General features: G+C 68.9%; 12 protein-coding genes. 5 read left to right on the top strand and 7 right to left on the bottom strand.

Annotation, left to right across the window (positions count from 1 at the left end; translation table 11 throughout):
- Positions 1-30 precede the first annotated feature (30 nt).
- Complete coding sequence (locus ON40_RS06080) at positions 31-993, top strand: SDR family NAD(P)-dependent oxidoreductase (protein ID WP_040819255.1); 963 nt, start codon at positions 31-33, stop codon at positions 991-993.
- Here the strand turns inward: ON40_RS06080 and ON40_RS49190 are convergent.
- Both ON40_RS49190 and ON40_RS06070 read right to left on the bottom strand, forming a co-directional pair.
- Positions 922-1,566 carry a GNAT family N-acetyltransferase gene (locus ON40_RS49190; RefSeq protein WP_063712950.1) on the bottom strand — a complete coding sequence of 215 codons (645 nt, stop codon included), beginning with the start codon at positions 1,564-1,566 and terminating at the stop codon, positions 922-924. The two genes, ON40_RS06080 and ON40_RS49190, sit on opposite strands and share 72 nt — an antisense overlap.
- A 62-nt stretch (positions 1,567-1,628) precedes the next feature.
- The gene (locus ON40_RS06070) at positions 1,629-2,387 is read right to left on the bottom strand and encodes an alpha/beta fold hydrolase (RefSeq protein WP_040819584.1); all 759 of its coding nucleotides are present in this window, start codon (positions 2,385-2,387) and stop codon (positions 1,629-1,631) included.
- A 97-nt stretch (positions 2,388-2,484) separates the two neighbouring features.
- Here ON40_RS06070 and ON40_RS06065 point away from each other — a divergent pair, with 97 nt between their 5' ends.
- Positions 2,485-3,297: a GNAT family N-acetyltransferase gene (locus tag ON40_RS06065; RefSeq protein ID WP_040819253.1), complete on the top strand. Its 813-nt coding sequence runs from the start codon at positions 2,485-2,487 to the stop codon at positions 3,295-3,297.
- Here ON40_RS06065 and ON40_RS54375 read toward each other — a convergent pair.
- Together ON40_RS54375 and imuA' are read right to left on the bottom strand one after the other, a co-directional pair.
- Positions 3,294-5,000 carry a DNA polymerase Y family protein gene (locus ON40_RS54375; RefSeq protein WP_373281852.1) on the bottom strand — a complete coding sequence of 569 codons (1,707 nt, stop codon included), beginning with the start codon at positions 4,998-5,000 and terminating at the stop codon, positions 3,294-3,296. The genes ON40_RS06065 and ON40_RS54375 overlap by 4 nt on opposite strands.
- Before the next feature lie 9 nt (positions 5,001-5,009).
- A complete protein-coding gene (imuA', locus tag ON40_RS06055) occupies positions 5,010-5,750 on the bottom strand; it encodes a DnaE2-dependent mutagenesis accessory factor ImuA' (protein WP_040819249.1) in 741 nt (246 codons plus the stop codon).
- A gap of 813 nt (positions 5,751-6,563) precedes the next feature.
- Here imuA' and ON40_RS06045 point away from each other — a divergent pair.
- Complete coding sequence (locus ON40_RS06045) at positions 6,564-7,694, top strand: serine/threonine-protein kinase (protein ID WP_040819243.1); 1,131 nt, start codon at positions 6,564-6,566, stop codon at positions 7,692-7,694.
- 38 nt (positions 7,695-7,732) lie between these two features.
- On the opposite strand, the gene ON40_RS06040 is transcribed toward ON40_RS06045, so the two are convergent.
- The 3 genes from ON40_RS06040 to ON40_RS06030 all read right to left on the bottom strand — a co-directional run bounded on the left by ON40_RS06040 (position 7,733) and on the right by ON40_RS06030 (position 10,780).
- The gene (locus tag ON40_RS06040) at positions 7,733-8,377 is read right to left on the bottom strand and encodes a response regulator (protein ID WP_040819582.1); all 645 of its coding nucleotides are present in this window, start codon (positions 8,375-8,377) and stop codon (positions 7,733-7,735) included.
- 253 nt (positions 8,378-8,630) lie between these two features.
- Positions 8,631-10,049, bottom strand: coding sequence for an ATP-binding protein (locus ON40_RS06035; RefSeq protein WP_083895432.1), 1,419 nt, complete (start codon positions 10,047-10,049; stop codon positions 8,631-8,633).
- 128 nt (positions 10,050-10,177) lie between these two features.
- Positions 10,178-10,780, bottom strand: a complete 603-nt coding sequence (locus ON40_RS06030; RefSeq protein ID WP_040819241.1) for a chloramphenicol phosphotransferase CPT family protein — start codon at positions 10,778-10,780, stop codon at positions 10,178-10,180.
- A 215-nt stretch (positions 10,781-10,995) separates the two neighbouring features.
- On the opposite strand from ON40_RS06030, the gene ON40_RS06025 reads away from it, so the two are divergent.
- The gene (locus tag ON40_RS06025; RefSeq protein WP_040819580.1) at positions 10,996-12,516 is read left to right on the top strand and encodes a PspC domain-containing protein; all 1,521 of its coding nucleotides are present in this window, start codon (positions 10,996-10,998) and stop codon (positions 12,514-12,516) included.
- Positions 12,509-12,730, top strand: a complete 222-nt coding sequence (locus ON40_RS06020) for a hypothetical protein (RefSeq protein ID WP_040819239.1) — start codon at positions 12,509-12,511, stop codon at positions 12,728-12,730. Before ON40_RS06025 ends, ON40_RS06020 begins: the two co-directional genes overlap by 8 nt.
- The last annotated feature ends 137 nt before the right edge of the window (positions 12,731-12,867 follow it).

Here is a 12,867-nt window from a genome sequence, read left to right as displayed (position 1 = left end):
CGTGTCGAATCGATCTGCAAAGGAGCGACGATGACCGATAACCACGCGGCCGATCGACCCCGGCGCCGCCGGCGGGATCTGACCGGCAGGTATGTGCTCATCACCGGGGCCTCCTCCGGCATCGGCCGGGCCGCCGCGCTGGCGGTCGCCGCCAAGGGCGCGGTGGTGCTGCTGCTGGCCCGCCGCGAGGACGAATTGGCCGCCGTGGTCGACGAGGTGCGGGCCGCGGGCGGGCAGGCATACGGCTATCGCTGCGATGTGACCGATGCCGAATCGGTCGAGCAGACCGTCAAGGCCGTTCTCGACGAGCACGGACATGTCGACATGCTGGTCAACAACGCCGGACGGTCCATCCGGCGAGCCGTGCACCGCTCCACCGACCGGATGCACGATTTCGAGCGCACCATGGCGGTCAACTATTTCGGCGCGGTCCGGATGACGTTGGCGCTGCTGCCGCAGATGCGTGAACGCAAGTTCGGGCATATCGTCAACATCTCCAGCGCCGGTGTGCAGGCCGCCACCCCGCGCTTCGCCGCCTATCTGGCCTCCAAGGCCGCACTGGACAAGTTCACCGAGGTGACCGCGGTCGAAATGCGCGCGGACAACGTCACTTTCACCACCATCCACATGCCGCTGGTGCGCACCCCGATGATCGCCCCCAGCGGTAAACAGGGCCCCTCGGAATCTCCGGAATGGGCCGCGGCGACCATCGTGCGCGCACTGTCCGAACGCCCCAGGCGCATCGACGTCCCGTTGGGGACCATAGCCGAATACGGCAGCCTGTTCACCCCGCGTTTCAAGGACTGGGTCCTGCACCGCTACTACCGCGCCCTGCCGGACTCCCCCGCCGCCAAAGGTGAGATCGCCCCCGAGACGGACCTGGAAAAGCTTGCCCCGCAAAGAAAACCGCATCACGAACGGTCACCGGCCGGTCGGGTCAGCCGCACCGTCCTGCGCCGCGCGGGACGTCTGGTCCCCGGAACCCACTGGTAGATCGCCGCGTTCGCGCACCCACACCATCCCCCGTCCGGATTCCCCTGGCGCATGCCGCTCGCGCGGCTCGGTCCGCTCCAATCGCCACCCGAGCCGCCGGGGCACCGCCGCACTGCGGACATTCGCGACGTCGCAGTGGATTTCGATGCGTTCGACACCGGGCAGGACCAGCGCGATCGCCGTCACCGCGGCAACCGAACGGGTGATCACGCCGCGGCCGGTATATCCGGTATGGCACCAGTATCCGATCTCCAGCGTCGCGGGGCCGACCCGATCGTGCAGACCGAGTGAGCCGAGCACGGTTTCCGCCGAATCGAACAGGCCGTAGTTGCAGTTCCCGTCGGCGGGCCAGTTCGCGGCCGCGGCCTCGATGAAATCCCGCTGCTGCGCACGCGTCCGCCGCTCGGGCAGCCACGGCATCCAGGCGTGCAACTCCTCGTACGACGCCTCGATCGCCTGGAACTGCGCCTCCGAATCGCGCCGCTGCCACCGCCGAATCACCAAGTCGCCGAGGTCGATTCGTTCGGGCGGCGGGGCATCCGGCGTCAGCACCGCGGGGCGTGCACTGTCCATGTCACGATGGTGCCGCCCTCGGGAGTCCTGGAGCAACACATTTCACGGGACGCGCCGAGAAGTCAGTGCCCGAGGAACGGCAGTACGGCGGCGGCGAACTCGCGACTGCGGTCGCGGTGGATGCTGTGGCCGCAGTCGAAGGATTCGATCGTGCAGTCCCCGATGCTGGCCTGCAGCAGTGCCAGCTTGTCCGGATCGACCATGCCGCCGGGGCCGCCGCGCAACATCAGCGTGGGCGCGGTGATCTCGCAGAGCCGCTCCCACCAGCGCGGATTCGGGGTGCGGAACTGCTCCAACGCGATCCGGGTCATCGACCGGTCGAAGGCCAGCACCGTACGCGGATGACGCAGCAGACTGGTCGACGCGTGCCACAGTTCCGGCACCGTCGGCAGCCGACGGGTGAGCGTGAGCTGCTCCGCATCCGACCGCAACGGCAGCGGCTGTTCCTCGATCACCAGGCGACGCACCAGTCCGGGTCGCTCGATCGCCACACACGACACCGCGTAACCGCCGAGCGAATGGCCGACCAGATCCACCGAGGTCAGCTCGAGCTGCTCGCACAGCCGCAGCAGATCCTCGCCGAATTCGCCGAACCGATAGGAGTCGGTGTGCGCACTGCGCCCGTGCCCGCGCAGATCCGGCGCGATCACCCGGCGGCCCAGCCGAAACAGCCGCTGCCCGAACCGATCCCAGGTGTGCCCGTCCCCGCCCATACCGTGCACCAGCAACACCGGAACCTCGGACAGCGGATGCGCCGTGGCCGCCGGTCCGGAATCGCGATAGGCGATCTGCACGCCCCGCAGCGAAACGCTGGTAACCATCGACTCCACGATCAGCCAGGATACGGGGCACCGAGCAGTTCGAGGATGTCGTCGTACAACGATCAAAGGAGTTGCCCTGCCTCGTAGTGTCGATACCGTGACGGATATCGGTGTCCTGCTCGCGGCCTACGACGAGCAGATGCGGGGAACACCGCCCAATCTTCCGGACGGGGTGCGCTGCGAACAGGACGGTCCACTGCTTCGGATCGTCGGCCAGTTCCGCGGCCTGGTCAGCGCCCCGCCGGACCTCGGACCGGGTGGCGCCGAGTTGGACCTGCTGATCGCCCGGCAGCGCGACTACTTCGCCGCGCGCGGTGAATCGGTGGAGTGGAAGACGCGCGGACACGACAAGCCGGACGATCTGACCGACCGACTTCGCGCGGCCGGTTTCGTTCCGGAGGACCAGGAGACAGTTCTGATCGGCGTGGCCGACGACATGGCCGCGGCCCCGGTGCCACCGGATGGGATCCTCGTGCGCCGCGTCACCGAAGACGCCGATATGCATCGGATCGCCGCCATGGAATCGATGGTGTGGCAGCAGGATTTGAGTTGGCTCGCGGACGACCTGATCGGCCGGGTGCGCACCCATCCGGACGAGATCCGGGTTCTCGTCGCCGAGAGCAACGGTGAAGTGGTGTCGGCGGCGTGGCTGGTATTTCGTGCGAGCACCGAATTCGCCGCGCTGTGGGGCGGATCGACGTTGCCGCAGTGGCGGGGCCGGGGAATCTATCGGGCGTTGGTGGCTGCCCGCGCCGCGCTCGCCGTCGCCCGGGATGTGCGATATCTGCAGGTGGACGCTTCCCCCGACAGTGCCCCGATTCTGCGGCGTCTGGGTTTTCGGGCCGTGACCACGACCACCCCGTACGTGTGGTCGCCGCCGGAACGTGCGGACAGCATGATCGGCGGCTAGTCGTAGAGGCCCTCCGCATGCCAGATGTGGTCGCGGCCGAACAGCAGCAGCACCATGACGTCGTCCCGCAGCAGGATCTGGGCGCGGACGGCGTCGGCGTGGCCGTCGGACCACCAGCGTTCGTCCAGTGGCCAGGGACCGGACCAGGCGGCGACCTGCCAATCCTTGGTTCCCCAGCGCAGATGGGCCGGGTCGGCGGTGAACAGGCCGCGGTCGGTGATCCAGACCGGGGCGCCGGCGGCGGATTCCAGGATCACCTCGGGGCGATCGACCAGGACCACCGCGGGGGCGGGGATGGGGAGACGACCGGGCCAGGGCAGTGCGGGGTCGGCGGCGGGTGACAGTTCGTCGCCGAGCGCGATCAGCGTGATGCGTTCGGCGGGGCCGCGGCCGCCGCTGAGCACTCCTTTGAGCACGGCCTCCCCGCCCAGCAGGCCCTGCACCCGGACCAATGCGCGCCGGAACCGCTCCTCCTGTTCGCCCTCCCCACCCCAGAGACCGAGTTGCAACGCACCGGCCGTGACGACCTCGACCGGTTCCAGGCGTAACAGGACGATCGGGGCCGCCGGTACCGCACGTCCGGGAGCCACGGTGTTGTCCGCACTCCCGTTCGGCGGTGCCGTTCGCCGCGTGCGGGACGCTCCTGGACGCTCGGCCTGGCCGCCGATCGTCGCGATTCCGGTCCATTCGTCATGGTCGGGGTGGTGGCCGCGGAGCGCGCGCTGAGTGAGCCAGCCGTCCAACTGCCAGCGCACTCGATCCGCGGTCCCCTCCGGGGTGAGCGGTTCGGCGCATCGCCAGATTCGGGAAAGACGTTCTCCGGCAGCTGTTTCCGCGGTCACCGCGAGCCGGGTGCAGGCCACCGCGGCATCGGCCAGGCGATCGTGCAATCGAACCGCCAGCAGGCGACCGGCGAAGGCGGCGGCATCGATCCGGTCGATCGGCGGATCGCAGGGGTACTCCACTGTCAGATCCGGTGCGGGCGGACGTGCCGCGGGCGCACGTTCGGGTTCGGCGCGGGCGCAGCGATGTGCCGCGATCGCGTCGACACCGAACCGGGAGGCGACCTCCGCCGGGGTCAGTGCGGCGAAATCACCGATCCGGCGTAATCCCAAGCGATGCAACAGATCCACCAGATCCACCCGTTCCGGACCGGCCAGGCTCGGTTCGACGGCCAGCTCGCTCACCGGCAGCGATGCCAGAAATTGCGCACCCGTTCCCGGCGCTACGAGAGCAGCCCGGCGTGCGGCCAGGACCGCGGTGGACATCTCGTCCGCGATCCCGATCCGGCACTCCACCCCGGTCGCCGCCACCGCGTCGACGAGTTGTTCGGCCGCCTGCTCCTCGGAACCGAAGAACCGCGCCGCACCGCGCGCCGCCAGCACCAGCAGGCCCGGACGCAGCACTTCCACCCCGGGCACGGTCGCGTCCACGGCCGTCGCCACCGGTTCGAACAGCCGCGCATCCCGATCCGGATCGTCCTGCGCCACATACAGATCGGGACAGCGCGCCTGCGCCTCCCGCCGCCGGAGCCCACGCCGCACCCCGGCGGACCGCGCCAGTTGCGAACACGCCACGACTCGATTCGCGTGCAGCACGACCACCGGCCGGGTCGGCGCGAGGTCCGCCGCCGCGGCGGCCGCGACGGCCGGCCAGTCCGGGCACCACAGCGCCAGCACCCGGGACGTACGCCGAGCGCTCACCGGCATCGCTCACGATGCCGCATGACGTGCCTCCACCACCTTCGGCACGAAGGAATCCGACTGCGCTGCAACCCATTCGATGCGTCCATCCCGAGGCGTCAGATCGAGTACGCCGGTGCGCTGCGGGGTCGAGCGGCCGCGAACGCGGACATCCAGCCGCATGGTGCGCAACCGTCCGCAGCCACGGCCCAGCCCGCCGTAACCGGCGATCCGGGTATCGATACGCAGCACCGAACCACTCCAGCGCCCACCCGCCACCACGAGCGTGGCGCCTTTACCGCGAGCGCGTGCGGCGAGTACGCGAGCCCGCGCAGGCGGCACCTCCCGACCGCCCATACCGAGCACCACCAGATCGAGACCGTCCAGCAATATGGAAGCAACCTCCAGCGGGTCGGACCCTGGATCGGGAATCACCGCAAGTCGCGCCAGATCCGCACCCATTTCGACCGCGGCGAGCAGACCGAGCCGCGGCAGACCGACCACCGCGACATGCCCGCCTGCTCCGGTCACCGCCGCCAGCAGCCCGGCCAGCAACGAGCTGGCACCCCAGTACTCGACCACCGACCCCCTGACCAGTCCCCCGTCCGGCAAAAGCTCGCCCAGAGCAGACGGCACCGGCAACGATTCCTCGCGACTCTCCCGCGACAGCGGCGCCCGCGTCGTCGAGGCCGCCCCGCGCGCCGGAATCGCGGCCATCCGTCGCCGCAGCTCGGCCAACCGCTCGTGCCGCACTTCGTCGGGCGAACCCATCCTCGACCGCCTATCTCCACCGAGTGGATCCCAGCACCGATCCAGCTATCGATGCCAATCGAATATACGTTCGATTCACTGTCAGTAGAACCCCCACCCCCGACCACGTCAAGTGACCGTGCCGACAGGTCTCATCCGTCACTTGCCGGTTGCATCCGTCACCGGAGTCGGCGTACCGATGCCGGGTTCGAGCGTGGGCGTTATCGCTGCGCGAAGCCCTGGTGAGCAGGTTCGGACTCTGCGCTGATGTCGTTCACTCGGTCGCGGCCGATCGCCGCATCGGCGGTTACTCGCGACAACAACACCGCACTCGTGTGCGACCGAGCCCGGGATCCGCCCGGCTGCGGCAGTGATACGCCCGGATCTGATGACTTCGATACATCAACTGCTACAGTCACTTTCGATATATTCGCCGGACAAATAGCCCGAATCGACTGTCCGACAATGGCATCAGGCAGGCCGGTGATCCTCCGAAGATCCCCGGACATGCTCGGCGGGTGTCGGCCGAATTGGGCCGCAACGAGTCCCGGTCTCCTCCAGCGAGACGTCGGTGTTTGGGCAGGCGACCCCTCACCGTGATCCGGACGGGCGATCGTGATGCGTTCATGGGACGCGTTGCCGCCGATTCGCCGAAATGCGGCAGCGGCAGCCGGAAGGACCATCGGCAACCATCGTGACCTGCGGCGGCACCCGCACCCGAAGTCCGATCTCCGCTCCGGACAACGGTGAAAACCTGCCGCCACGAGGTGCGCTCTTCAACCTCATGGTTCCGAAGCAGGCCAGTCAGGATGGTTTTCGGCTATTCTCGCGCCCGTGACCGAACGCGCCCGCTCCATCGTAGGCCCCGACTATCTGGTCGCCGGCCGCTACCGTCTGCAGTCCAAACTCGGTGGTGGCGGTATGGGTGCGGTCTGGCTGGCGACCGACCGGCTGCTCAACCGCGACGTCGCCATCAAACAGGTCCTGTCCACGGCGGGACTGAGCGAGGACGAAGCCCGCGTGATCCGCGATCAGATCGTGCACGAGGGCCGGGTCGCGGCCAAGCTGTCGCACGAACACGCCATCGCCGTCTACGACGTGGTACTCGAGGCCGGTGAGCCGTGGCTGGTGATGGAGTACCTGCCCTCCCGCAGCGTCGCCAAGGCGATGGCGCTGGCGGATGCGCTCTCGCCGATCGAAGTGGCACAGATCGGCGCACAGGTCGCCGATGCGCTGGCCACCGCGCACGCCGCGGGCATCGTGCACCGCGATATCAAGCCCGGCAACATCCTGGTCGCCGACCGCGGCGCGGAGGTCGGCAAGGTCAAACTCAGCGACTTCGGTATCTCACGCGGCGCCGGTGACCTGTCCGACGAGCCGGAGGACGTGATCACCGGCACCCCCGCCTATCTGCCGCCGGAGGTGGCGCGCGGCGCACAGCCCACCGCGGCCAGCGACGTATTCTCGCTCGGCGCAACGTTGTACACCGCGATCGAGGGGCATCCGCCCTACGGCATCGAGGAGGACAACGAGGTCATCGTGACGCGCGCCGCGATGGCCCAGATCATCCCGCCCACCCGCAGCGGCGCACTGACCCAGGTCCTGCTGCACATGATGGAACCCGCCCCGCAGCGCCGTCCCACCATGGCCGAGGCCCGCAACGAGATCCTCACCGCCGTATTCGGTCCCGGCACCGGCCCCTATATCCTCGGCGCCCCGGTCCGCACCGAGGACGGCACCATCCCCGCCTGGGCGGCCCGCAACTCCGCAGCGGGCCTGCGCAGCCCGCACTCCACCCCGCTGCCGCGCCCGCCCCGTGCCAATGCCCCCAAAGCACCCGCCCCTCAACGCAAACCGTCCTTCACCCTCTCCTCCCTCGGCCCCAACGCCGCCCCCCTGGCCATCGCGGTCGGCCTCCTCATCGGCCTCCTGATCCTGATAGTCATCCTGATAGCCGTCATGTAGAAGCAGAAGCGCTGAAGTCCCGCAGAGGTGCGAACCACTCAGTCGATGCGGCGGCGGTGGGCCCAGCGGGTCAATGCGTTCCGGTTGGACTGCTGGGTTTTGCGGAGCACGTTGGAGGCGTGGGTTTCCACGGTTTTCACCGAGATGAACAGGGATTCGGCGATCTCTCGGTAGGTGTAGCCGCGGGCGAGCAGGCGCAGTACCTCGAGTTCGCGCGGGGTCAGCGAATCCAGTTCCGGATCCAGCGGCGGCTCGGGGGCCGGGGAACGTCCGGTGAACGAGTCCAGGACGAAACCGGCCAGGCGCGGGCTGAACACCGCGTCCCCACCGGCCACGCGCCGGATCCCGTCGGCCAGTTCCGGTCCGGAGATGGTCTTGGTGACGTAGCCGCGCGCACCCGCGCGAATCACCGCGATCACGTCCTCGGCGGCGTCGGACACGCTCAGCGCCAGGCAGACCGGGCCCTGCCGGTCGCGTTCGAGACCCTGCAGCACCGCGACTCCGCCGCCGTCGGGCATGTGCACGTCCAGCAGCACCACATCCGGACGGGCCGTGGCGATTCCGGCGACGGCTTCGGCCACCGCACCCGCCTCACCGACGACCTCCATATCGGATTCACGGCCCAGTTCGGCCCGCACACCCGAGCGGAACACGGCATGGTCGTCGACCAGAAACACCCGGATGGACACTGCATCTCCTCACCTGAGACCGAAACTCACACGCATGCCGCGGGCATGGCACATCGCCATCATCGGTACCACATCGCACCCCGCCCCGCCCGTACTCATCATGCCTGTTCGACGCGCGAACATGTCCGCGGAAGACTGCAGCGGCTCGGCCGGTCCCGACACGGCTCGAATTCCTGGACGCGAGGTTCGGCCTCGTCCTCGCCGAACCGATTCGCGGGTCGTAGGCGCACGCGGAACAGGTTGCGCCTCAGTGCCTTCCGAACTCGGATTCGGGAACGGTGGCAGGTTCGGAGGCGTCCGTCGACCCCACGGATCCGACGGCCCCGGAATTCGCCGCATCACCCGATGGTCCGGTATCCGACATCCCGCCCGGTCTCTCGGGATCCACCGCATCACCCGGACCTCCGGCACCCGACACATCCTCCGCCCCCTCCGAATCACTGCGCGGCAACGTGATCCGCACCTCGGTACCGCGTCCCGGCGTCGAATCGATCACCACCGTGCCGCCGCGACGCTCGATCCGGGCATGGATGGATTTGGCCAGGCCCTGACGATCCGCCGGGACGTCGGCCGGATCGAAACCGGCTCCGCGGTCGCGCACGAACACACCCACCTGATGCGGTTCGACCTCCGCGAACAGATCGATGGTGGGCACCCCGGCGTGTTTGGCGGCATTGACCAGCGCCTCGCGGGTCGCCCCGAGCAGTGCGGTGAAATGCTCTCGGGGCAGCCCGAATCCGGTATCGCCCGGATCCATCGACACATCGCCGACGGTCACCGGCGCGACCTTCACCCCGTGCTGGTCCTCCACCTCACCGGCGATGGTGCGCAACGCGGCGGCCAGACTCGACTGGGCGGGCGTGGCGTCCTCGAACAGCCATTTGCGCAGTTCGCGCTCCTGACTGCGAGCCAGCCGCACCACCTCCTGGGAATCCTCGGCCTGCCGTTGGATCAGCGCCAACGTCTGCAGCACCGAATCGTGCAGATGGGAGGCGATCTCCTCGCGTTCCTCGTTGCGGATGCGGGCGGCGCGCTCGGAGTTCAGCGCCCGCATCATGCGCAGCCACAGCGGCACGGTCAGCAGGCCGACCCCGATCAGCGTGACCGCGACCGCGATCAGCGCGGAGCCCAGTGAACTCAGATTGATCCGCCCCAGGACCACCACGCCCAACCCGACCACGATCAACGTCGCGCCCGCCACGATGCGCGTCCAGGTGAGCACCGTGGGCCGAGCGGGCAGCCCGAACATCGACCGCGGACCCTCCGCGTCGAATTCCCGCCACACCAGCGCCGCACCCACCGCGACCACGACGATCGGCCCGACCACCCGGGCCGCGGAACCGCTGAACAACCAGGACATCGACACAGCCAGCGCCACACCCAGCAGCGCCAGCCCGGCCGCCTGCCGCCGCTCCCGGGCCGTCGGCGCCGGCCCCTCCGCACCGGACGGAGTGAACGCCCACAGCATCCCGTACGCGGCGATGCCCGCACCCATCAGCGCCGACAGCAGCACGAAGGTGACACGCACCTTGAACACGTCGACCCCGAGATGATCGGCGATGCCACCGGCCACCCCGCCCACGACACGGCCCCCGGACCGCCGCTGCATTCGCGGCGCGGTGGACTCGACCCCACGGGCATCGAAGGCGGGCATGGACGGATACATGCCTCGATACTGACACGCCCCACCGACACCGACCATCGGGGAAATACCCCATTTCCGCGAGCCATGCGACAGGTCGCAGTCGTCACCCGCAGGTCGCATCCGTCACCGCATACGTGGTCGGGACGACGTCACTTGCCCGCCGTCTGCTCTCGCCGCAGCACGACTCCGGCCAGTTCGGCGGGCGTTGCAGTGCTCGTGTCGACAATCGTGTCGTAGGGGTGGCCGTGATCGTGCACCGTGCCCAGATGGCCTCGCGCCAAGCCGATCGTCTTGCCGCGAGCCAGTTCCCGCTGCTCGGCGACGGCCGGCGGACAGGTGACACCGACCAACTGAACATCCAGGCCGGCCAGCGCATCCAGCCACATCGGCAGCAGGTCCGGGGACAGCAGCATCTCGTCGATGACCAGGTGATCGCCCCCGCGGGCGAACTCCGCGGCCGCAGCACACCCCGACCGCAGCATCCGGTACCCGACGTGGCCGTAGCGGACGACCAGCACCGGATGACCGTCCGCATCATGGCCGGTCCGGTCGTACCAGAATCCGTCACGACTGAGCGGACCATCGCGTCCACCACCCCAATTCGGCGGCACCAGACCGAACAGGGTGTCGATCCCCCAATAGACGAACGGGACATCGCTCTCATCCTGGATGGCCCGCGCCAACGTGGTCTTACCCGCGCTCGACGTGCCGTTGAGGAAGATCACCCGAGCAGGGAGTTCAACGCTCCGCATCCACCCACGTTATCCGGCACTCCCGGATCGCCCGCTGCCGTCACACGAGCACGCTGCCGGATCCCGCGAGAACACCCGCAGGTCGACGGGGGTGAGTGGGTGATGGGCGATCCGGTCGTGATGTAGCGCGATCGTCGCCGTAACCGATTTTCTCCGAGACCAATCAGGGTCATCCCCGATGCGATCCGGGCACCGGCACGGCCACCATGGACACCATGACCAGAGCGAACGGCTGGACCGGCGGGGCCGGCCGGACCGGATTCAACGAACAGCTCCAGCACCTGTGGCGGACGCGGCCGGTGCGACTGCCGCGCCGGGGGCCGGTCGCCGGTGTGGCGGCCGGGTTCGGGCAACGCTACGGGGTGGACCCGGTGCTGGTGCGGGTCGCCTTCGTGGTGTCGACGATCTTCGGTGGATCGGGCATCGTGCTGTATCTGCTGGCATGGTTGCTGATGCCCGCCGCGCAGGACGACGTGTCCGCCGCGGAGAGCCTGATCGGCCGGGGACACAGTATGCAGTCGCCGACCAAGACGCTGGTGCTGATCGTGGCGCTGGTGATCGCGGTCAGCACGGTGGGACCGGTGGGCGCCGGACTCGGCGGGGCCGGACTGATCAGTTTCGCGCTGATGGTGGCCGGCTGGTGGCTGCTGTACCTGCGGCAACCCAATCCGCCCGCGGGCAGCACCGATCCGCTGTTGCCCGACGGCGGACCCGCCCCGACCGGATATCCCGGGGTGTTCCCGGGCGGTCCAGCCTGGACCGGGCCGACCTACGGCCCCTACACCAGACTGCCCGATCACTACGAGCCGGATCAGCCGAAAAGCACTGCTGAACAGCAGGTTTCATCATTCGAGACGGTTACCGAGGTCATTCCGCAGGACCGCGCCCCGGAAGCCGATGGCGATGCCACCGCGTCGAACACCGCCGTACTCCGCACCGATCCCCCGCTGGATTCGACTCCCACAGAACAGGATTCGTCCAGCACACCGACGGACGAGGCGACACAACCGATCCCACCTCCGCGCACCGGCCCGTTCCGGCCGACGCCGGACCCGTCCAAGATCGGCCCGACCGCCTCGGGCTGGGATCCGCTCGGGGTGACCCCGCTGGCCTGGGATCTGCCCGATCCCACCCCGCGCGGACCGGTACTGCCGACCCCGCCGCCGCCGCGTCCCCGCTCCCGGCTCACCCCGATCGTGATCGGCCTGGCCGTACTCGCGGCGGCGGGAGCGGGTGCGCTGACGGCCGCCGGAGTGAGCTGGATGACCCCGGGCCGGATCGGCGCGGTCGCACTGACGGTGGTCGGATTGGGTCTGCTGATCGGCGCGTTCCTGCGGCGCGGCTACGGTCTGATGGTGCTGCTGGCGCCGCTGGCCGGATTCGTGATCCTGGCCTCGCTCGTCGGCCCGGTGACATTCGACCGCTCCGCGATGGGTGAGCACACCTGGAAACCGGCCACGATGGCCGAACTGAATCCCGCCTACCAGATCACCGTCGGCGATGGAACGCTGGACCTGCGGTCGTTGAACCTCACCGAGAATCGCACGGTCGCGGTACATGTGCGCGCCGGCGACTTCCACGTCCTGGTGCCCGCATCGATGCGCCTGGACGCGCGATGCCGGGCGAAAGTGGGCGATGTCAGCTGCCCGCAAGGACTCGTGGGCCCGGCCACCGGCCCGGTGCTCACCCTCGATGTCGATGTTCAGGCCGGAGATGCGGAGGTGACCCATGGCTGAGCACACCAGGACCGATGATCCGGAAACCCGCCGCGGACCGTCGTTCTCACTCCTGTTCGCCGGATTTCTGGCGCTGGTGGTGAGTGTGTGGGCGTTCCTCGGACCGTCCGCGTGGCCCGCGCACAGCATCGTCCCGGTCGGCTGGATCGTGGTGGCCGTGGCCATCGTGGCCGGGATCGTGATGGTGATCTCGCCGCGTCGACGACGACGCTGACACTCCCGAAACAGCAGGGCCCGGACCGTTCGACGGTCCGGGCCCTGCCCTCATATGAGCCCCGCACTCACTCCCGCTCGATGGTCCCCGACACGGGCTGAGCCTGGTCTCACTCCCGCTCGATGGTCCCCGACACG

This window comes from Nocardia jiangxiensis NBRC 101359, from assembly GCF_000308615.1.
Taxonomy (GTDB): Bacteria; Actinomycetota; Actinomycetes; order Mycobacteriales; family Mycobacteriaceae; genus Nocardia; species Nocardia jiangxiensis.
Note: the sequence above shows the minus strand (reverse complement) of the source record. Positions and strands in the feature narration are given on the sequence as shown.